Origin of the sequence: Bifidobacterium oedipodis (assembly GCF_012932425.1) — a bacterium.
Lineage (GTDB): Bacteria > Actinomycetota > Actinomycetes > Actinomycetales > Bifidobacteriaceae > Bifidobacterium > Bifidobacterium oedipodis.
The window spans coordinates 667,137-686,871 of record NZ_JAAIII010000001.1 but is presented as its reverse complement, the minus strand read 5'-3'; the positions used below and the strand labels follow the sequence as shown (position 1 = coordinate 686,871).

Here is a 19,735-nt window from a genome sequence, read left to right as displayed (position 1 = left end):
TTGCGTTGGCGTGGGGTCGGGAATGGCCGCTTGCGTTTGCATGAAACGTGACGGTTGGTGCCGGGTCGGGGACGTGGGGTTGCGTTCGCGTTTGCATGGGATCCCGCGTCTGCTGTCAGAGGCTGCCGTCCCGGTTGGGTAGGCGCTCTGTTTGCTGGCCGGGAACATTCCACGAGGGCGCCGGCTGCGGAGTGGGCGGCTGGTACTGCGGCTGCTGTGGCTGCGTCGGTTCCGTCGCCTGTTGCTGCGTGGACTGCTGTTGTGCGGACTGTCGTTCGCGTTCCTCTTGCTCGCGTTGGTTCCGCTGCCGTTCCGCTTCCTCAGCTTTTGCCTGCTGAGATTCGACCGTCGCGGCAAGGCCGGTGATCTGTTTTACGACCGCGATGGCATCGGCCAGGTTCTCCTCAGTGACGGTTTTGCCGCGCCATGTGTCGGCAAGCTGGTTGAGCCGTGCATGTTCGTCGGATTCCGGTGCCTTGCGCAGCTTGTCGGCTCGGCCGATCGCCTCGCCGAGGGTCTTGGACGTCTGACTGGTCGTGTCGTCTAGCGTCGTAGCGTATGAGGTTTCCAGCTGTTTGGTGAGCTCTTCCATGCGTTCGATGTCCTGATCGTCCATAGCCTGTTCAAGCTGGCTAGGGTCGATTCGATCGGCGATGGGACTGCGCCTGATGCGTTCGAGCAGCGCCTTTGCGACCGTCATTGCATCATGCAGAAGTTCTGCTTGCCTGCGTTCGTTGTCCGCTTGTGTCGGTTGTTGGATGGTCGGTGCGGCATGATTCGTCGCGGTGATGACGCGAACGCCCGCGATTACGCCGCCGACCAGCAGCAGCGCGGCCAATCCGACCGCCGCCGGTTTGACGGCGTTTTCCGGGAATCGTGGCGCGAACCGACCGCTGTCGGCATCGGGATGCCCGTCATCGTCCTCGTCATCGTTGCGGTCATGGCGTCCGGCCGGTCCGAGGTTCAGAGGTATGGCATCGGCGGCATTATGGGCGATGTTGGCCGTGGAGCCTTCGCATCGTCGCGGCGGAGCATCCATACCGAGGACTTGGGTCGCGCCCGGATCGTCGTCATCGATGGCGGGGAAGCTGGACGGGCCGAGATTGAACGGTACGTCGGTCATGATCTTGTTCCTTTCCGTGACGCGTGGCCGGTTACAGGGCGTCGGTGTCGGGAACGTAGGCGCGTTCCCTGTCGTGGCTGATGATCTTGCTGGCCTTGTAGCCGTCACGGTCGAAGTCCGCGTAGTAGACCTCCCAGATCACGCCGGACTCGGTCTCGACCACGCATGCGGCCGCGTCGTCGTTGATGGCGACCTTCACGTAGCCGTTGCCAAGCGAGCCGGCGTCGTCGTGGCGTATGCGTCCGGCCGGTATCTGCAGGCCTTCCGCATCCTCGGTGAACAGGTCGCTCAGGTTCCGGTCGCGGTCGTCCCGGTCGGAAACGTACGCCTGCACAGCGAGAGGTGCCATCAGCACGCACGCTTCGTCCGTGCGGTAGGCGTCGATCCTCCGCCCGTTGACCGTCGTGTCCGATTTCGGTTCGACCGTCCGGTTTTGATCGTTGCGTACGACGATTGGGTCGATCGTGTGCCGTGCGGGCATGAGCGTGCGCAGGCATGCCGCGCCAAGCAGGATGACGGGAATGAGCGTGACCGTGACGATGATGATCAGGTTGCGTTTGGGGTCTCGATTGTTCATGGATGCTCCTTTGCGTGATGTGGCTCGGTCAGTGGATGAAGTCGATGTTCGCCTGGTTGTCCGCGAGCTGCTGCGCGGTGAGTGTGCGCAGGGTGACGCGGGCTGCTGCGGCGCCGCTTTCGGAGATGATGATGCCGCCGTCTTCGTTGACTTCCTCGACGATGGCGACGTGCCCGTAGTAATCGTCCGCGCCGAGTGTGCCCGCTTGGAAGACCATGACGTCTCCGGGACGGGGAGCCTTGTCGATCGGATAGCCGAACCGTTCGGCGCTGGCACGCCACATGCGCCCGTCGCCCATCCACGGGTCGACGGGCTTGCCGATCTGCTCGCGCCGGGACGCGGCCCACCATGTGCACTGCCAACGCTCGTACGAGGTGATTGCGGGCAGGTCCATCGCGTCCACGTTCACGGCCGTATCGTCGCCGTTCATGACCAACGGCGGTTCCAGCGAGCCGATCACGCTGCCGGTGACGGAACAGTCGCCGCCGGCGCAGCCCTGCTGCGTGGCGTTGAAGCCGGGCAGCCATGACAGGAGTGCCATGAGCGTCGCGAGCACCATGATCGCGGCCGTCGCCAATAGGAACACCGGCATGCCGACCGCGCCCGTCACGGCAGAAACGACGGACGCCATGATCCTGCGCGAGCCTTCGACGGCCGCCCGCATGAGATTGGACAAGCCGTCCGCCGCCTTCGCCACTCCCTTGGCGGTATTTCTGGTGCCACGCGTCGCGGAACCCGTGGAGCCGGGCGTGAATCTGGACAATGACGACGCGAAACGTATGCCTCCGGCCGTTCCGTGCGCCGTGTTCCCCGTACGGCGCATCCCGTCTGTTGTTCCGGATTGCGCGAGCCGGCGTGAGACACCGCGGGTGCTGCCGGGCGGCATGCGCAGCGTGGCAACGGGATTCGGAGCCGTGCTGGATGACGACGTGACAGGCGTATGACGAGCCGGACCGTTCACGATCTGTCTGCCGTTTGCCGGTTCCGCGAAGACGTCCACAGCCGGGTCGGCATCGGCGATATCGTCCAATGGCTCATCCACGCTCATAGGCCGCCGGTTGCGTCGCCCGCCGCTCCTGCCGGTGTTTGGCACCAGCCGGCTGGCGGAACGCAGCCCTTGCCCGACATCAAGGATCGCGTCAGCCGGGTCGATACCGTTTTCCTCATGCTCGTCCGTCGTCCCTGTCGCGGTTTGCATGGTGCCGCGGCCGAGCGCGGCGGCGTCGCCGGCGAGCCTGACCGTGGTCGAGCGCAGTCGGCCCGTCAGTCCTTCGCCTTCGCGGATGCGGCCGGTGTATGAGGTGAGTTTGCCGGCGGTGCCGGTCCGCGGGTCCATGAGTTCGACCATCAGGTCTCCCCGAATTTCGTGGTGAACAGCCGGTAGAGCGTGGAATCGGTCGGGATGCGCCCGTCGAACGGGATGAACGCCTCGCCTGCCTTGAGCAGACCCTCGCCGGGGCGTGCGCCGCCCAACCGTTCCTTCAGTTCGGGCGACAGATGCCACATGTCGGCCAGTTTCGCCGCGTCGGTGGGCGTCTGGTTCATGAGCAGCAGGAACGCGGAGTTGGCGAGCATGAACCGCGCCTCCTTGCTGGCGAGCAGTTCCTCGATGTTCTGGGTGACGCCGGTCATGCCGAGACCCCATTTGCGGGCGCGTTTGAACATGTCGAGGAACTGTTCGGACGCGTACCTGTTGGAGAACATGCGGTGGAACTCGTCCACATAGATCCAGGTGCGCCGGTCCGCTTTCCGGTTGCGGGCGACCCGGTTCCACAGATGGTCGAGCACGACCATCATCCCGAACGTCTTGAGCTCCCCTTCCAGCGCGGCCACGTCGAACACGGTGAACCGGTTGGACGTGTCCACGGTGGTTTGGCCGGCGAAGCCCGACAGGCTGCCGAGCGTATACGATTCGAGGCTCAACGCCAGCCCTCGCGCCTCCGGCTCGCTGCTGGCCACGAGCCTGCGATGCAGATCGGCCAGAGTGGGCTGCGGCAGGGCCGAATTGTTGCGGTATTCGCGGTACAGGCCGAGCGCGCACCGGTCCACGATGGAGCGTTCCGCGGCGTTCAGCCCGTCGGAGCCGCCGATGAGCGCGCCGATCATGGAGATGACCGCGTTCGCCTTCGTGCGGATCGGGTCGCCGTCCAGCGTGGCGTCGAGCGTGATGTCCATCGGGTTGATGCGGTCGGCGGAACCGGCGCTGACGATCACCCTCGCGCCGTGCAGCGCCTCGCACAGGGGCGCGTACTCATGTTCGGGGTCGACGATGATCAGATCGTCGTCGGGCCGTGACAGGAACAAGGCGGTCATTTCGGCCTTCGCGGCCTGCGATTTGCCGCTGCCGGTGGTGCCGAGCACGAATCCGTTCGCGTTGATCGTGGTGCGGGTGCGGTCGACCATGAGCGCGTTGCCGCTGCGCGCGTTGACTCCATAGAACACGCCTTGCTCGTCCATGATCTCCTGATTCGTGAAAGGCATCATGATCGCGGCGCCGCTCGTGGTCAGCGTGCGTCGCATCGGCAGCGGGTTCACGCCCAACGGCAGGCTTGCGTTCAACCCGTCGAGCTGCATGCAGGCGAGGGTTTCGGCCGTGCAGGAGAGCTTGCGGCAGGCGGCGAGCACGTCCTTGACCCGCTGGTCGAGCAGCGGGCGCGTGGGGGCCGAGACCGTGACCGCCGCCAGCGCCTCCACGAGCCGTTCGTTCGACCGGCGCATCTCGTCGCGAAGATTATGCGCCTCCTCCAACGAGTCGCGCAGGTCGGCGGGCAGTTCGTCGGCGGGAATGTGCCGTCGCATGTTCCTGCGGCGTTCCTCTAGGCGTTGCATGTCCATTTCGGCGATCTTGCGGTCCACCAGTTCCGCGCCGACGCTGCGATCGTACGGCGCGAGATGAATCGACACCGTGCCCTCGGTCTTCAAGCCGGTCAGTTCGGCGATCAGCCGGTCGGACATGATCGGCGGGAAGTCGCGTATCCACAACGTCGAGCGCAGCGTGTCGCCCGCGGCGTTCGACAGGCATAACACGCGCGCGTCCGTCGCGTCCACGCACCACGGCGCGACGAAGTCCTTCGACGTGGCGCGGCCGGATTCGACCAGCTTGTCGTCGTAGCGGAACGGTTCGCCCGGACGCAGCAGCAGGGCCAGCAGGCGCAGTCGTTCGCCTCGGCCGAGCGGCGTGATCTTGCAGCCGTCCAACGTGGAAAGCTGGCTTTCGGATGATTTGACGAGCCGGTTCAGCGTGGCCTGCGCGCGTTCCGGATCCTCTTCCATGATCGTGACCGTCAGGTATTTGTCGGTGACCGCGTTGCGGGAGCGTTCGCCGAGCTTGGCGAGCATGATGCGGTTCGATTCCGCGCGCAGCGCGTCGAACGGGCCGCCGTCCAGCCTCATGCCGACCATCGACATCACGTCATGGGCGTCGAGCGTGCGCGTCACGCAGGTGACCTGCAGCCGCGTGGAGCCGTCGAACGTGTTCAGGAACTCCGCCCACGCGTTGATGAGCTGCGCCTGCCGTTCGCGCGTGGCCGTCTCATAGTTGATGTCGGACATGCGCACGGTCACGCTCCACCGAGCGTCGCCCAGATACGCGATCCCGTTGGAGAGCATCGCCTCGTAGCCGATCAGCTCCTTCGCCGTGCGATACCCTCGCTCCCGCCGCCGGCGCATCCTGCGCCCCTGCCCGCCTGCCGGTTTGCGTCGTGCCATGATCATCCGTCCTTTCGTTCGCGTATGGCCTTCCTGCCCCGTTTTCGCTCCCGCCGGCGAGGCCGTGCGGGACCGTCGATGAAATACCGTTGCTGTCCGAACCGGCATGCGATCACGTATCCGAACCAGACCTCCGGTTTCAGTCCCTTCGGCCGCAGCCAACCCCATGCGGCCAACGGCAGGTTCACGAGGAACACCACGTACTGGCCGATGTCGGGGAGCCCGAGCAGGCGCCAGAACACGAGCCACACTCCCGCCGACAGGCAGCCCATCATCGCGGCCGCGGCGAGCTGCCGCCAGCTCATGCCCCACATGACCCGCGCCTCGGTGGCCGTGATCTCCTTGTAGATCCTGATCTCCAACGCCATCGCCGCCGCCTTCCCTGATCTCGCGTCTATTCGCCGAACACGGCCTTGGCGGTGGCCGAGGACACCATGACCAGACAGCCAAGCATGATCGCCCCCAACAGCAGCGTGCCGAAGTTCGCGATGATGTACTGCCACAGGTCGCCGCCGTCCACATAGCCGTCGAGCCGCAGCGCCTCACCGACGAACGTGCGGTACAGGATCACGCCGACCGTCAGGGTGATCGCCTGGAACGAGACCTGCCCGTAGCGTTTCAGATAGCCGACGCCCATCATGCGCGTATGCTCCGAGGCCATGAACACGACCGGCAGCGACGCGAAACAGGTCAGCATGTAGATCTGCATGAACCGCATGTACACGACCGCCAGCAACACCACGCCGGCGATCTGCGAGACGATGAACGGGATCAGCACCAGCACCATGAGCCCGCTCTGGCCGATGAGGCCGGCATCCTCGATCGCGGAGCGCATCTGATCGCCCAACAGCTGCGTCTCGCTGCCGGGCGCGGCAGCGAGTACACCAGACGCGGCGGACACGATCTGCGAGACGACCGCGTCGATGCCCTGCAGGATCAGCGCCGCATTGGACGCGAACAGGAGCACGAGCGCGCATTTGAGCAGCACGCCCCCGATGATCTTCACGCCCAGTTCGCGGTCGCCGTCCGCGCGAGTCGACGCGCGGGCCAGTTCCAGCGTGAACACGATGCTGGCGATGGTGGCGGACACCGGTTTGACCGCGCTCGTATGCACCGATCCCGCCATGCCGTACAGACTCGCGTTGAACTCGGCCGGTCCCAACGCGAGCCGGTCGAGTATGCTGCCATCGATGCCGCCGCCGATCGCGTTGAGCATGTTCACGCACGGTTCCACCAAGTCCGCCATGACCGGTTCACCTTCCTCGTTTGACTGTCCGATGCGAATCGACCGCCCGTTTGCCGACGGGCGTTCAGAAGCTGAGGTTGGCGAACAGGGCGGCCGCGGCGATGATGACCGCGCCGCCGACCAGCTGCCATATGCCGGACTGGGTTTGCGGGCCGGAATGGTCCTTCAAACCTCCGGCCAGGGTGATCGCACCCCATACGCTCCAGATGCCGCCGCCCAGCAGCGCGGCCTTCTGCAGCAGTTCGAGAATCGTGGTGATCGTGTCCATGACGGCTCCTTTGCGATGATGGGACTCAACGGTGAGTGGACGGCCGTCCGGTGTTGTCGAAAGCCGGACGGCCTTGGCGACGGGATGCCGCCGACCCTGCCTGACGGTCGACAGCATCCCCGTAGGAACCGTTGCGGTCATGCGGATGATGCCGTGGCCGCAGCGGAAGTCAGAGGTTGGAAACCGGGTTCCGGCGATGCGCGTGGGCGATGCGCAGCATGGCGAACCCGATCAGCAGGACGAGCATGCCGGCCGCCATGACGCCGGTCAGATCGACGCCGGTGTGCGGCAGCATGCGTTTCATGTAGGCGCTCCAGTCGTCCGGTTCGCTCGTGATCGGCGTGTCCGTGCACACCGTGCCGGGTTCGACCGGCTGCGCGGGCCGGTCGTCGAACGGGTCGTCGTCCTTCGGCACGCATTCGATGACCGGCGCGGCCTGTACGGTCGCGCGATCGGTGTGCAGGTCGGTGACGCCGGTCAATGTGCCGGTCACGTCCACGGATTCGCCCGGCTGCAACACGAGCGTCGCCCAGCCGCCCGGGTATTTCAGGTCGGTGACCGTGCCGTCTCCGGCAATCGTCTCGTCGGACAGTTCGAGACCGGTCAGGGGCACGTCGCCGGTGTTCGTGATGCGGAACACGATCACCGTGCCGTCGCCCGTGATCTCCAACGCGTCCTTCGTGTCGTCGCGGTCGCCCGTCTCCGGGCCGGACGCTTTGTCGAACTTCTCCACGTCGACGGACGGGGAGCGTTCGGGCGTGCGCGTGGTCACCGTGTTCGACGGGCGTTCCACGCCATTCAGCGTCTCCGTGAACGTGTTGGAGAACTCGCCGGCCTTCACCCGTCGGAACTGCACGTATGCGCGCCATGCCTGCGGCCGCGCGCCGTCGGCCGACACCAGGTCGAGATAGCGTTGCGTGGCTGCGACCGTGAACGAGCCGTCGCGCATGTCCAAGGCGAACAGGTCGCCGCCGAATCGCGCGGAATCGAAGCCGCTGCCCGCGATGCGCGAGCCTTTCGCCGCGATCACGCCGCCGGCCGCGTCGTGCAGGTCCTCGGCCGCGTACACGGCCCACTGGCCGGCGTATTCGTCGCCCGACTCGTCGTAATCGTCGTCGATACACCACTGCGTCACCTGCGGGTAGGCGCGGTTCGCGGGCAGCAGGGAGGAATCCAGCCGGTAGAGGAACAGCTGGTCCTTGTAGATGCTCATGCCGTCCGCGCTGTCCGCGCCGACGTCGACCGTCACGTCCTTGAACGGGTCGAGTTGTGCGAGCACGTTCGTGACCGTGTTCGACACCGCGCGGCGCTTGTTCGTGACCTGCACGGCCGTATTCTCGACCGAGCCGCCGTCCGCCGCCGCGATGACCGTCATCGGCAGTACCAGCTGGTATGTCTTGCCGAGCAGCGACTGGTCGATGCCCGCGTCACGTTCCACGGACAGTTCGTGCCGCGCGTATTCGGCCAGATCGGCGGGCTGCGGGTCGCCCGGCAGCACCGTCCCGTCGGCAAGCGTGGTGTCCACGGTCTTGAAGAACGCGTAGACGACGCCATCGGCGACCTGCACGTTCACCCGGTCGGTCACGTCCGCGCCCTGCTCGTCAAGCACGTGGATGCCGGCTTCGTCCACGTCCAGCACGGTTTCGTCGTAGTCGTCGATCACGCCCAGCCGGCGCACCGGATACGCCGGGTCGGCCAAACCTGCCGCGTCGATCGTGATCCGGTAGTACAGGCGGTCGCCGACCAGCACGGTCCTGCCGTCGATGTCCACCGACGCGTCCGCCTGTGTGTCCTGCTTGACCGGCTGCGGGTCGACCGGCCGGTTCGTCACCTCGTTCGACTCCAATCCGGAATTGTTCAACGTGATCCAGCCGCGGTTCGAGATCACCGTGTCCGTGGCAGCGTCCTCGGACACGGTTGCGTCGAACTCCAACCGATACCGGTGGTTCCCGTACGGTTCCCAATGCTCGTCCAGCCAGTCGCGTCGGAAGGCGACCGACAGTTTGTGCCCGGCGTCGTCCCACTCCACGTCGTACGCTTCGGCCGGCACCGTCACGCCGTCGCGCATGTCGACGACCGTCAGGCTCTCCTTGACCGGCGTCGTGCGCACGTCGTACTCGTCCACGAACTCCAGCGTGTGCAGCGTGTAGTCGGATGCGGCGTCCACCTGCAATTCCAGCTCATAGGTGACCGTCTGGCCGGGCAGCACGCTGTGGCCATCGATGCTCGACCCGTCGCCGCCCTCCGTTTCGCTCGCGGTCACATCCTTGTCGAACTCCGGGCGCACGATGCACAGGCGAGGCTCGTTCGTCTCCCAATACTCGTGATCGGCCCAGAACACGCCGCCGCGGTTGATCAGCTCGTGTTTGCCATCGCTGCACGTATTGTCGATCGACCCGCTGCGCGTGCGCATCGCGTCGATGTCCCGCTGCAGATCCTCGCGCACGTCGAACCTCACGTCGAACGGCACCAGCATCGAGAACTGCAACGACTTGCGACGTTCCCTCAGGTCCAGCGACGCCAGATACTCGGTCGTCGCCTTCGCCGTGACCGTCATGCCCTCCGAGACGATGTCGAAACGGTCGGTCACATCCTCGCCGGTCACGTTGATGCCGTCCAGCGAGGGAGCGTCGTATTCGTCCATTTCGGCCACGTACACGCGTACCTCGGACACGTCCCGCACATCGAGATACCGGTCCACCAGCGTCCAATCGTCCACCAGCTCCAACCGGGTGGGCTCATCCCACCACGGCACCGTGAAATTCACCGCCGCCGCGACCACGTCGCCGTCAAGGAACGACATGCCGTCCGCGCCGACGTGATTATCCCGCTCGGGATCGGAAACCATCTGCCAGACGCCGTCGTCGCCCATACGCACCCATGCCTTGTTCGGCAGATACCAGCCCAGCGACGCCGTATCCGCCGTATTGCCATGCCCGCCGGCCGTTCCTCCGACCACGCCGCCGCTTCCGGCGCCGGCTGCGCCGTCCGGCGACCCCAACGCCAGCATCGGCGACACCAGCAGGCACACCGCCGCGGCGATGGCTGCCGCAACACAGCATTTCCTTCCCAACACGCCCATATGAAACACTCCCTTTCACGAGGAGCCAGCCCCCGGCCGCGGCCGCCGCCGCGAGAAAAAGGGAGAGGGAAACCCGCGACGGCGAACGACGAACCGGAAAGCCCGTGCGGATCATTTGACCGGAGCCCACCATTGGCGCCCCACCGCACGCCAGCCAGTATCCGTTCCCATGCCCGCCGCCCGTGGTCCCGGACGGATATTGGAGTGCCGTATGCCTTGAGAAAACACGAAAGCCCCCGTCGCGCGATTCCGTAGGGTTGCGCAACGGGGGCGGTTGTGGAGCGTTTATTTGAGCAGGCGCCCCTTGCGATGGGTCATGACGGCGATGATCGCGCCGCCGGCGGCGAGCAGGCCGCCGATGACGAGGAACAGAACGATGCCGCCACTACCAGTCAAGGGCAGATTCGTGATCGTGGTGACGTTGCGCACGAACAGCAGGCCGTTCTTCTCGATCTGCACGAGCGAATCGGCCAGTGAGGGCACGCGTTCGAACACGACCAGCGCCGCTTTACCGGGATCCGCGGTGATCGTGACCTTGACCCGCACGTCGAGGTCACGGTAGCCGTCCGGCACTCCGGTTTCGCGCACCCAGTACGTGCCGGCGGCCAGACCGTCGAACCTTACGAGACCGTTGCGGTCGGACGTGGCGGTCACGTCCTCATCGGGACGGTCGGCGCGACGGTACTTGGCGTCGTCCACGAACGTGTCCGCCGTGTAGAGCGTGAACGTCGCGCCGGCAAGCGGCGTCTTGCCGTCCTCGCCGATCTTGTCGAATTGGAAGCCGTGCGTGTACACGGTGGTGTCCGGAGGCGTGAGCTCGCCAGTCTGGTTGGTTTTCGGATCGTTCGAGTACGTGAGCGTGACCGTGTTCGTGTTGCCGTCGCCGTCGATCGTCGCATGCTCGGTGAGCGTGGCCGAATAGTCGATGCGCAGCAAACCGCCCGCCATGCCGTCACAGCCATACGTATAAACCCATGCGCTCAGGTCGAGATCGATCGTGGTTGCCGTGCCGCCGTCGGACTCGCTTGCCCGCAGCGTGTAATCTTCACCGTCGAGCGGGCTCCATGACTGGCCGTCCTTGCTGGCCGTGACGGACAGATCATCGTTGAACCGCTGGCCTTTCGACAGGGTGTCCGCCAGGCGGAACACGTACGGGTTGGCCGTATCATTCGCGTATTTCGTGGTATCGGGGATGAGGGTTTCAATACGATAGTCCACGATGTCGCCCACATTGCGGTCGTCCGTCAACGTCGCATCGTCGCCGTCGATGATGCTCTTGCCGATCGTGACGCGCTGGTTCTTGATCTCGGCTGCGCCGTCGGCGTTGCCGATCGGCGGTTTCGCGGCGGTGATCGCCGTGCCGACCAGTATCGGCGCCGAACGCGTGGTACCGGTCAACGCCGTGTTCGCATCCTCCAATAGGTACAGGCCGGGCTGCAATCCGGCGAACACGACCGAGGAAATCGTGCCATCGGCGGTCGGCGTCGTCGTGCCGGACATGACCGGCGCATCCGTGACGGAAACGGTGGCCGCCATGCGATCGGCGAACAGCCGCCAAACCGGGGAATCCTTCGCATCGCCCTGCCGTGCCAGCCACACGATCGGATCCTCGCCGCCGGAACCCGTGTCCGCCGCGCCATCGTTGCCCCGCGCCGCCTCGCCGGGCATCCCACCGTCGGCATCGGCCGCATCGGCCGGGTATTCGCCGTCGCCGACCTTCGGCAGCGAGGCGATCACATCGCCGCGCACCGCGTCCTCGGTGCGCACCGTCACCGCGGAACCCTGGATCGCGAACCCGGCGAGTTTGACCACTTTGAAGTTCGCGCCATTCAGCGACGAGCCCGGACCGGCGTTCAGCGTGATCGAATCACCCAATACGGGCGTCGTCTCGCCGGTCTCATCGGCATGGGCGATGCCTCCGGCCGTCGCCGTGGCCAGCAATAGCACGGCCGTCATCGTCGCGCGCAGCAGCCGGCCGATCCTGTGGGAAGAGAACATGATCGAAGTCCTTCACTATCCGCATCCCCTGAACCAAGGTACGAACCGCGTCGACGGGGAAGAGAAAGGAAGAGAACCCGACGGCGCGGCCATACCATGAGAGGGAAGGTGCGGAACGTTTACCCGAACCACCCTTGGCCCGACCGCACGCCCCTCATCCTGCCGCCGCCCGTCACGGCTTTGTGGTCCCACGCCGATAATCGTCACCGTCCGACGCCGTTTATCGGCCGGTAGTTTCGTAGCATTTCTTTATTTTTGTATTTCTCGATAGCATGGGAGCATGCCTATCAACTGGTGGCGAGTCGCGCGCCTTGCCTGCTACGTTCTTCTTCTCGTCACATCCGTGGGAGAAAGCCTGCTGCTCACCGTCATAGCCGTAGCCGCAATGGCACTGGACGTAGCGGAATATCTCTGGGAAGGTCACCAGCATAACCAGCGTGGCAAGCAGTGATTATCGATTATGCAAAGGGAGCCGGCCACCTTGGCCGGCTCCCTTGACGTGTGACGAATGAGGCGAGAAATCTGCGCGTGGATAACCTGTCTCCAGTAACTTACTCGGTGAGTTCCAGCTCGCCTTGTTCCGGAGGCAGTTCAGGAGGGTTGCATGCGATGATGTCGGTCTGTCCCTGCTCTCGGGCTTTGCGCACCGTATTGATGAGCCCGTTATCCCATGTGTAGACGTGACTGGCATGTGCGTATTTCGCGCTGGCAAGAACCGCGGCATCACCTGGTCTGAGATTCTGCAACGCGGGAGTTTCACTGAACCAGCTGGCAGCATCTGCCGTCAGATCAACCATAAGCAGTTCGCAGTCGCGGCACCAATCCAGCAGTTGCTTCTTGTGACGGCGCTCCTGGCTGCGGGATTGTCCGGACTGGCCGGAACGGACAATGAAATTGCTGGATAGTTCGATCATCACTATCGAAGGCAGCAGCAGTTCCAGCTTGCCGGCGATGCCGTCATTAAGCAGACGCTTGGATCGAGGCAGATACGACGGGTCGGTCGTATCCTCCGAGCCGAGCGCCACATTGACGATCACATTCGTGTCTACCACGGCGCGCTTGGGATAGTTCTGCGGAACCTCGTTGTCGCTCACCGTTCACCTCCATCCGCGGTGTCGTCGATAGCGTTATCCCGCAAGGCGGATACGAAATCAACGGATCCAAGTCCGCCGGTGCAATCCAAGCCGATCGTCCCTTCCAAGTCTTCGGCCGTGACCAACGGATGATGTTCTCCGCGGACGATTATCAGTTCCTCCGCATCCATCGACAGCAGCTCGCCATCATTGGCCCGGACAAACCCTCGCGCATCGACCTCCATGCCCATCTGAATCTGTTTCACGATCGAGTCCAGCTCCGGTCCGAACCTGACATCGATACGACTCTGAGTGACACGGTCGATAAGGCCAAGCGTACGATGCGTAGTCTGCAGGATGATCTTATCCACATTGCCGCGCACATGACCAAACGAACGACGAGCGCCGCGAATCAACAACCGGTTGAGATCCGTAAGCGTCGCGGGTGTGAAGGTGCCCGCTACGCCACGCGAAGCAATCGTGACATCCGCTCCGGTCTCCTTGGCCAAGTCATTCAGGGACGACAATACTCCCGAGAATCGGGATATCTTTTCCCGGCTGACGGTATCGCTTGCGGCAAGGCGCGCGATCACACCCAGAGTGGCAAACGACCGTTCCGTGGCCTCGTCCACGACTACGGGCTCCGCCGCAAGATCAATGCTGTGCAATTCCATACGGGAGATGCGCCAGTCGGACGCATTCGCCACAGCCAGCATTTTGTTGAATACGGACACAGCCTGCCCCAATGCTTTCGGGGTTACGGCATCCGGCGCGCAATCCAGCTTGAAGCTAAAATCCTCGTCGTCCATGACACACCTCCTTCCTATCCGGAACAGAACAGACGACATTGTGGCGGCGCAAGCCACGCCGCCACAAGCCACTTCCATACCATTGCTGCACACCAGTGTACGAGAAACATCTCCCATCGCAAAGAGCAAATCGTCGGCAACATGCCGCACTTCAGCTTCCGCATGCTGTCCTTGCTTACTCATTCGCTTGCTCACTCGTGCCGGTCGAGGTATTCGGCGAGGGCTTGGGCGACGAGGTCCTGCATGCGGATGCCCTTGATGCCGGCGGCCGCTTTGATGCGGTTGCGCAGCGAGGTGCGGATCTTGATGCTGGTGACCATGTAGGGGTCGTTGGGCGGTTCCTCGCGGTAGATGTCGTCGACCGACGTGATCTCGCGTTCGGCGGGCAGATAGCTCAGGTTCCCTTTCATCGTCCGACCGCCCGTCTCAGCTCGTGCAGGACGAGGCCGTACTCCCAGAGTTTGGCCGGGCGGCGGCCGAAGCTGGTCTTGATCTCCTGCCGTTTGGGCACGATCGTGTCGAAGCGTGGCGTGTCCTGTGTTTCGAGCGCGTGCATGGCCTGCCGGAACGCGACCGTATTCGTTTCGACGCGGTTGAGCAGTACGGCGGCGGGCGTGCGTCCGGCCGCGTTGACGGTCGCCCATGCTTGCTGCAGGTCGACGGGAGATTCGGTGGTGGGCACGATCACGAAGTCGGCCGTGTCGAGCGCGGTTTTGAGGCCTGCGTGCGTGGGCGGCGCGTCGATGACGAGCCATTCTCCCGGCGCGGTGCGGATTGCGGCGAGTTCGTCGCCGGTGGCGGCCCGTACGTTGAACGGCAGCGTTTCGTTGTTGAGGTTGGCGATTCTGTCCCACAGGGTCGCGGAGTACTGCGGGTCGGCGTCCAGAAGCGTGACATGCTGCCCATCGCGGACGAGCGCGTGGCACAGGTATTGCGCGATGGTGGTTTTGCCGACCCCGCCCTTCGCGTTGGCGATGGCGATTCTCATGACGGTCTCCCTTTGTTTTTGTTTGTATTTGTGTTTTTCTTTGTTTCTTTATTTCTTTGCGGATGTGTCCGGCTGCGCCTGTTCGTCGGGCGTCTCCGGCGGATCGCGTTCGCCGGGTTCGAGCCGGGTGAGCCTGCGTGGCCGTCCGAGCGGTTCGCCGTTGCCGGTTTTGCGTGCGCGTTCGTTGCGTCGCCGGTTACGTACGATGCTGTGGATTTCGGGGTGGGCGTCAAGCCAGTCGAGCAGCCGCCGGTACGGTTGGGCGAGATCCGCGGCCTTGCGGCCGGGCAGGACGTCGTGGACGATGACGACGCGCATCGCGTACTGGCGTTCCTTGTAGGTCATGCCGCCGAGGATGCCGTGCGTGACCGGGCGCAGCAGGCTGCGGGCCAGGCACGGCATGAGCATTGGGCATTGCGCGCACAGGCGTTTGGCTGCGCCGCGCAGCATTTGGTCGGGGCGTGAGTCGCCGGCGGCGTCGAGTTCCATCCAGATCATGTCGTACAGGTCGAGCTGCGCCTGCGCGCACAGGCCGCCGGGCGGCAGCATCGACGTGTGTATCCACTCGTCGCCGCCCGTAGCTCGTGCTGGTTTGCCGGCCGGCTTGCCGGTGGGGCGGAACCCGTCCATCATGCGCTCCGTTCCATGCTCAGCATCCGGTCGAACGCTGCCAGTTTCTCTTCCTTCTGCCGCAGGTGTTCCTTCCAGCGTTTCGTCTGCTCGTCGGCCTCGACCCGTGCCCGCTTGACGGCTTCCGCGGTGCGCGTGTTGCCGTGCAGCGCCAGATTGCGTTCGTCGTACGCGCACACCGGGCACTTGTCCCGTCGGATGGAGCCGTTGAGATGGTTCTGCGCGAACGCGATTCGACTGTTCGACCTGCCGTGCTGGAACGACGAGTAGCCGAAGACCGGGCACTGCGTGACGGTTTCGCACGAGACCAGCACCGCCGCATGAGGGTCTTTCTCCTCCTCGTCTTTCGCCGGCATGGTCCCCGCCTTGATGCGTTTGACCCTGATCCGTCGCTGTTCGATCTCGCTGCGCCGTTCCTGCCACAGGCGTTCCCAACGTCGGGCGAACTCGGACATGCTCAGCATTTTCGGACGCCAGAACGGATTCTTGGCGGTCCACAGCACCAGCTCCAGAATCTCCATCTGGCTGTGCTCCGAGAGCAATTTCGCCGCGGCCCGCTGGTCGCGCGCCCGTGGCGGCTTGGCCCACACCTGTTCGCCGGCGAGCAGTTCGGCGAACCGTTCCAGCAGCGCGTCGCAATCGGACGCGGAGACATTGTCGCCGACGAACGTCCCGTCCGACTGATGGTTTTCGCTGGTGAAGCCGAAATCTTGGTTCGGTTCGTCGTCGCGGTCCGGTGCGTCGGACGATTGGCTGATGGTGGTTGTGCTGTTCCCGGCTGAGTCTCCCCGTGGGGAGATGTCCCCTTTAGGGGACAGAGGGGTAATAGGTTCATAGGATGGTTTGGGTGACTGCACGGTCACCGGGCTGGTGACTCGCAGTGCATCGGGCGTCTTGCTTCCACCCGGTGTTTTTCCTGCACCCGGTGACTGTGATGCACCGGGCGCTTCGCATGCACCGGAGTCGGCATCCTGCTCGGTGTCGTCCGCTTCCTCCATCTGGCTCCCGCCTCTGCACGACGTGCGCGGCTTGCGGTCCGTCGGCGCGGGCAGCGTCTCGTCGCGGTCCATGCAGATCTCCCATACGGTCGGCCGCTTGTACTCGGGCAGGTACTGGATCACCTCCGTGGCTTCCGACTTGCGGATGAAGCCGTTCTCCTCCAGCCAGCGCAGCTTGCGCTGCACCGACCGTTCGCACATGCACGAGTTCCTGGCCATCTTCTTGATGCCGGGGAAGGAGTTGCGACCGTGCTCGTCGGCGTTGTCGGCGAGGTTGATGAGCACGAGCTGGGCGTACGGGTCCTCGATCAGCCGCTTGAGCGTGAACACGCGGCTCAATGCCTGGATGCTCATCGGCGTTCACCTCCCGCCGGATGCGCGGCCACGGCACGCCGCAACCGGTCAGCGCGGCTGACCGATTCGTCGAGATACGGTGAAACCGTGATATAAGACTTTCCCTCAAAACCGTGGTTTTCCGGGCTTCCGCACGCGATGACGGTCACGTGCGCGGGTATACAATCCTGCTTGTAAGACATAAGAATCCAATCTCTGTCTGCACCGCGAAAGCCTTCCTTTCTCTTCACAAAATTCAGGCTTTCTTGGTTACTTTGATTGGAATCCGGGAAACGGTTTTGACCGGCCGCCTCCACGGATCCCGAACGGACCTGGCCCTCTCCCGCAAGGAGAGGGCTTCTTCTATGTGAAGGCGACCACCTCCTTCGCCATCGAAGGAACGGGATCGTCGGACAGGCCGAGCAGCCAGTCGCTGGAAACGCGGAAATGCGACGCGATGCGCCTGATGTCGGGCAGCGTCCAGTTGATGTCGCCGTTGAGCTTGCCCGTCACCGACGACTTCGACAGTCGCATGATACGGGCAAGCGCCGCGTAGCTCACATAATTCGGCTCACCCATCAGCATGCGCACGCGGCGCGTGGTCACGCCGTCACGGCGCAGCTCGCGTTCGCCCGCCGCGCCTTGCTCAGGCACGCTCGTGTCACGGTTCGCGGCGGGAACCAGCAGAAAACGGGTATCATGGGACTGAGGAACGACACCACGCCCGAACAGGACGCGCGAAGCATCGGCGAAGCCGTCAACGGCAAACACCGGCGACAACGCGCACGCGGCGGAGGCACTGGTCCGAGACATGGAAACACGCTTTCCATGACCGGGAGCCGTTCAAATTTAATCCGTGAAGCGGGTCGGGGCAGTACGTTTAATCCCCGAAAAACCCACGACTTAAAAGGACGCTGCTCTAACCGTTGAGCTAGAGGGGCAACAGCATGACATCATACATGCAATGGGTGGACATGCCAAATGCTGTCGGATATCACCGGTGAATCCTTTGTGGATTATTTGGTAGCTGCCTGCCAACCATCCGCCGACCGTCAGTTGAAGCCGACGAAACGGTTGGCGATGGTATAGCCTCGGCGAATAATCCAGCGGCCTACGGAACCGCGCAGATTCAGCGCCCGGGACATGGCACGCGAACGCACATCGTGCGCAATCGTAGGCGAATAAGCCTGCATATCGGCCCAAAGTTGGCGTTTCTTCTCGTAGTTCTCCGTATCCTTCGACAGAATCAGGAACACAGAGGTCACCGACGACTGGATGGCCAGGAAGTGAATCATATAGCGGTACAGTCCATCGGGCACCGTGCCGCGCTCCGGCGTGGCCTGCACCATGCAATGGTTGACATGAATCAGCTGGTCCACGCGGCGGATCATCACATCGGTCTGCACGCTCTGGCCCTCGCGGCCGATGAAATAGTGGTAGAACGGCAGATCCAAGTATTGCAGGCGCTTCACCCACGGGAACGGCTGATAGGCGTAGATGAAATCAACGTAGAACGTGTGCTCGGGGAGCACCATGCCGGAGTCGCGCACCACCTGCGTGCGGAAGGTGAGTGCGTGCATAAGAATGTATTCGGTCAGGCCGAAGCGTCCCAGGTCATCCCAGGTCAGCGGTACGCCGGGCTTCATGGCGTGGCGGAAGTTCACCACATGCTTGTGGCGTTTGGTCACCTTGTCATACACATAATTGGTCACCAGCATATCGATGGGCTCGGCTTCGTCATGCTGCGCACGCAGTGTGGCAAGCACCGTGTCGATGGCCTGCGGATCCACCCAATCGTCGGCATCCACCACCTTGACGTACATGCCGGTCGCCTGCTTGATGCCGGTGTTCACCGCGCCGCCATGGCCCTTGTTCTCCTGATGGATCGCGCGCACCACGCCGGGATTGTTGCGCTCAAGCTTACGGGCATATTCCAGCGTGCCGTCCTTTGAACCGTCGTCCACAATCAGCACCTCAAGATCGGAGGTGTCGGAGGCCGAAAGCAGCGAATTCACGCAACGATCCAGATAGGACTCCATATTGTATGCGGGTATTACGAAGGTGAGCGTCTTTGCCGGGGTCGTCATACGTCTTCTAGTTCTTCCCTTGGGTATCTTAAACAAGCGGTGTGTTAGTTTCTTCCCCACACGGTAGCACCTTATTGTCGGTTTCGGCAGCCTCCGGCATAGGTTGCGCCCCTGAATACATATCCGGTTGCCCTGAAATATCCCTGAGCGTGTCGGACTGTTTCTTCGCCTTCGCGCCTTCGAAGCGCAACTGCGGCTTGGAATCCAGACGGCTCAGGCCATGCCAGGCCAAATCCACGATGTAGGCGGCCAACTGCTCCTTGCTGACCTTCGGCCGATCGGCCCAATACTGCCCGGTGAATACGGTCATACCCACCAGCATTTGTGCGTAATACGGCACGCCCTTGGCCGAAAGCTTCTGTCGCTTGAACGTGGCAGACAGCAGATCCTCGACGCGCATCGAAATATCGCCCAACAGGGAACTGAACGATCCGGAAGGATCGGTGCTTGGCGAATCGCGCACCAGCACTTGGAATCCTTCGGCGTTCTCCTCAATATAGGTGAGCAGGGCGAGGGCGGTGCGCTCCACAATCTGGCGCGGGTGCAGGGTCGGATCGTCCAGAGCAGCGGTCAGTACTTGGGTAAGCGCTCGCATCTCACGATCCACAATCACCGCATACAAGCCCTCTTTGCCTCCGAAATGCTCGTAGACGATCGGTTTGGAGACCTTGGCGTGGGAGGCGATCTCTTCCACGCTTACCGCTTCGAATCCTTTGGCGGCGAACAATGAGCGACCTACGTCGATAAGCTGTTCGCGGCGCTGAAGCGACGTCATACGTGAAGATTGTGCCATGCCGAACCAGTGTAGTCGGCGG

18 protein-coding genes are annotated in these 19,735 nt (G+C 63.6%); all 18 read right to left on the bottom strand.

Annotation, left to right across the window (positions count from 1 at the left end):
- Window positions 1-115: 115 nt before the first annotated feature.
- Window positions 116-1,123 carry a hypothetical protein gene (locus G1C95_RS02920; protein ID WP_169171413.1) on the bottom strand — a complete coding sequence of 336 codons (1,008 nt, stop codon included), beginning with the start codon at window positions 1,121-1,123 and terminating at the stop codon, window positions 116-118.
- Window positions 1,124-1,154: 31 nt separating this feature from the next.
- Window positions 1,155-1,700: a hypothetical protein gene (locus G1C95_RS02915; RefSeq protein ID WP_169171412.1), complete on the bottom strand. Its 546-nt coding sequence runs from the start codon at window positions 1,698-1,700 to the stop codon at window positions 1,155-1,157.
- 28 nt (window positions 1,701-1,728) lie between these two features.
- Complete coding sequence (locus G1C95_RS02910) at window positions 1,729-3,048, bottom strand: CHAP domain-containing protein (protein ID WP_169171411.1); 1,320 nt, start codon at window positions 3,046-3,048, stop codon at window positions 1,729-1,731.
- Entirely contained in the window at window positions 3,048-5,408 is a 2,361-nt protein-coding gene (locus tag G1C95_RS02905; RefSeq protein ID WP_169171410.1) for a VirB4-like conjugal transfer ATPase, CD1110 family, read from the bottom strand. The genes G1C95_RS02910 and G1C95_RS02905 overlap by 1 nt, the downstream gene beginning before the upstream one ends.
- Window positions 5,409-5,410: 2 nt before the next feature.
- Complete coding sequence (locus G1C95_RS02900) at window positions 5,411-5,776, bottom strand: PrgI family protein (RefSeq protein WP_169171409.1); 366 nt, start codon at window positions 5,774-5,776, stop codon at window positions 5,411-5,413.
- A gap of 26 nt (window positions 5,777-5,802) precedes the next feature.
- Window positions 5,803-6,654 carry a VirB6/TrbL-like conjugal transfer protein, CD1112 family gene (locus G1C95_RS02895; RefSeq protein WP_169171408.1) on the bottom strand — a complete coding sequence of 284 codons (852 nt, stop codon included), beginning with the start codon at window positions 6,652-6,654 and terminating at the stop codon, window positions 5,803-5,805.
- Window positions 6,655-6,718: 64 nt separating this feature from the next.
- Entirely contained in the window at window positions 6,719-6,922 is a 204-nt protein-coding gene (locus tag G1C95_RS02890) for a hypothetical protein (RefSeq protein ID WP_033494380.1), read from the bottom strand.
- 169 nt (window positions 6,923-7,091) lie between these two features.
- On the bottom strand, window positions 7,092-10,004 hold the full coding sequence (locus G1C95_RS02885) for an LPXTG cell wall anchor domain-containing protein (RefSeq protein ID WP_169171407.1): 2,913 nt from the start codon (window positions 10,002-10,004) through the stop codon (window positions 7,092-7,094).
- 285 nt (window positions 10,005-10,289) lie between these two features.
- Complete coding sequence (locus G1C95_RS02880; RefSeq protein WP_169171406.1) at window positions 10,290-12,002, bottom strand: SpaH/EbpB family LPXTG-anchored major pilin; 1,713 nt, start codon at window positions 12,000-12,002, stop codon at window positions 10,290-10,292.
- A 551-nt stretch (window positions 12,003-12,553) separates the two neighbouring features.
- On the bottom strand, window positions 12,554-13,096 hold the full coding sequence (locus G1C95_RS02875) for a type II toxin-antitoxin system VapC family toxin (RefSeq protein WP_169171405.1): 543 nt from the start codon (window positions 13,094-13,096) through the stop codon (window positions 12,554-12,556).
- Window positions 13,093-13,884 carry a hypothetical protein gene (locus G1C95_RS02870; RefSeq protein ID WP_205832663.1) on the bottom strand — a complete coding sequence of 264 codons (792 nt, stop codon included), beginning with the start codon at window positions 13,882-13,884 and terminating at the stop codon, window positions 13,093-13,095. The genes G1C95_RS02875 and G1C95_RS02870 overlap by 4 nt, the downstream gene beginning before the upstream one ends.
- A 191-nt stretch (window positions 13,885-14,075) precedes the next feature.
- On the bottom strand, window positions 14,076-14,294 hold the full coding sequence (locus G1C95_RS02865; RefSeq protein WP_169171403.1) for a hypothetical protein: 219 nt from the start codon (window positions 14,292-14,294) through the stop codon (window positions 14,076-14,078).
- Window positions 14,291-14,872 carry a ParA family protein gene (locus G1C95_RS02860; protein ID WP_169171402.1) on the bottom strand — a complete coding sequence of 194 codons (582 nt, stop codon included), beginning with the start codon at window positions 14,870-14,872 and terminating at the stop codon, window positions 14,291-14,293. The genes G1C95_RS02865 and G1C95_RS02860 overlap by 4 nt, the downstream gene beginning before the upstream one ends.
- 48 nt (window positions 14,873-14,920) lie before the next feature.
- Entirely contained in the window at window positions 14,921-15,505 is a 585-nt protein-coding gene (locus G1C95_RS02855; RefSeq protein ID WP_169171401.1) for a WhiB family transcriptional regulator, read from the bottom strand.
- Window positions 15,502-16,854, bottom strand: a complete 1,353-nt coding sequence (locus G1C95_RS12375) for a helix-turn-helix domain-containing protein (RefSeq protein ID WP_205832662.1) — start codon at window positions 16,852-16,854, stop codon at window positions 15,502-15,504. Before G1C95_RS12375 ends, G1C95_RS02855 begins: the two co-directional genes overlap by 4 nt.
- 342 nt (window positions 16,855-17,196) lie before the next feature.
- Window positions 17,197-17,646 carry a helix-turn-helix domain-containing protein gene (locus G1C95_RS02845; protein ID WP_169171400.1) on the bottom strand — a complete coding sequence of 150 codons (450 nt, stop codon included), beginning with the start codon at window positions 17,644-17,646 and terminating at the stop codon, window positions 17,197-17,199.
- A gap of 239 nt (window positions 17,647-17,885) precedes the next feature.
- Window positions 17,886-18,920, bottom strand: a complete 1,035-nt coding sequence (locus G1C95_RS02840) for a glycosyltransferase family 2 protein (RefSeq protein WP_169171399.1) — start codon at window positions 18,918-18,920, stop codon at window positions 17,886-17,888.
- Between the two features lie 28 nt (window positions 18,921-18,948).
- Window positions 18,949-19,695 carry a TetR/AcrR family transcriptional regulator gene (locus G1C95_RS02835; RefSeq protein ID WP_205832661.1) on the bottom strand — a complete coding sequence of 249 codons (747 nt, stop codon included), beginning with the start codon at window positions 19,693-19,695 and terminating at the stop codon, window positions 18,949-18,951.
- Window positions 19,696-19,735: the final 40 nt, after the last annotated feature.

Bases quoted from the DNA above. Each gene is read 5' to 3' on its own strand.
- G1C95_RS02885 (WP_169171407.1), bottom strand. From the start codon at position 10,004: ATGGGCGTGTTGGGAAGGAAATGCTGTGTTGCGGCAGCCATCGCCGCG.
- G1C95_RS02845 (WP_169171400.1), bottom strand. From the start codon at position 17,646: ATGTCTCGGACCAGTGCCTCCGCCGCGTGCGCGTTGTCGCCGGTGTTT.
- G1C95_RS02890 (WP_033494380.1), bottom strand. From the start codon at position 6,922: ATGGACACGATCACCACGATTCTCGAACTGCTGCAGAAGGCCGCGCTG.
- G1C95_RS02835 (WP_205832661.1), bottom strand. From the start codon at position 19,695: ATGACGTCGCTTCAGCGCCGCGAACAGCTTATCGACGTAGGTCGCTCA.
- G1C95_RS02870 (WP_205832663.1), bottom strand. From the start codon at position 13,884: ATGGACGACGAGGATTTTAGCTTCAAGCTGGATTGCGCGCCGGATGCC.
- G1C95_RS02915 (WP_169171412.1), bottom strand. From the start codon at position 1,700: ATGAACAATCGAGACCCCAAACGCAACCTGATCATCATCGTCACGGTC.
- G1C95_RS02880 (WP_169171406.1), bottom strand. From the start codon at position 12,002: ATGTTCTCTTCCCACAGGATCGGCCGGCTGCTGCGCGCGACGATGACG.
- G1C95_RS12375 (WP_205832662.1), bottom strand. From the start codon at position 16,854: ATGAGCATCCAGGCATTGAGCCGCGTGTTCACGCTCAAGCGGCTGATC.
- G1C95_RS02895 (WP_169171408.1), bottom strand. From the start codon at position 6,654: ATGGCGGACTTGGTGGAACCGTGCGTGAACATGCTCAACGCGATCGGC.
- G1C95_RS02855 (WP_169171401.1), bottom strand. From the start codon at position 15,505: ATGATGGACGGGTTCCGCCCCACCGGCAAGCCGGCCGGCAAACCAGCA.
- G1C95_RS02840 (WP_169171399.1), bottom strand. From the start codon at position 18,920: ATGACGACCCCGGCAAAGACGCTCACCTTCGTAATACCCGCATACAAT.
- G1C95_RS02865 (WP_169171403.1), bottom strand. From the start codon at position 14,294: ATGAAAGGGAACCTGAGCTATCTGCCCGCCGAACGCGAGATCACGTCG.
- G1C95_RS02860 (WP_169171402.1), bottom strand. From the start codon at position 14,872: ATGAGAATCGCCATCGCCAACGCGAAGGGCGGGGTCGGCAAAACCACC.
- G1C95_RS02910 (WP_169171411.1), bottom strand. From the start codon at position 3,048: ATGGTCGAACTCATGGACCCGCGGACCGGCACCGCCGGCAAACTCACC.
- G1C95_RS02920 (WP_169171413.1), bottom strand. From the start codon at position 1,123: ATGACCGACGTACCGTTCAATCTCGGCCCGTCCAGCTTCCCCGCCATC.
- G1C95_RS02900 (WP_169171409.1), bottom strand. From the start codon at position 5,776: ATGGCGTTGGAGATCAGGATCTACAAGGAGATCACGGCCACCGAGGCG.
- G1C95_RS02905 (WP_169171410.1), bottom strand. From the start codon at position 5,408: ATGGCACGACGCAAACCGGCAGGCGGGCAGGGGCGCAGGATGCGCCGG.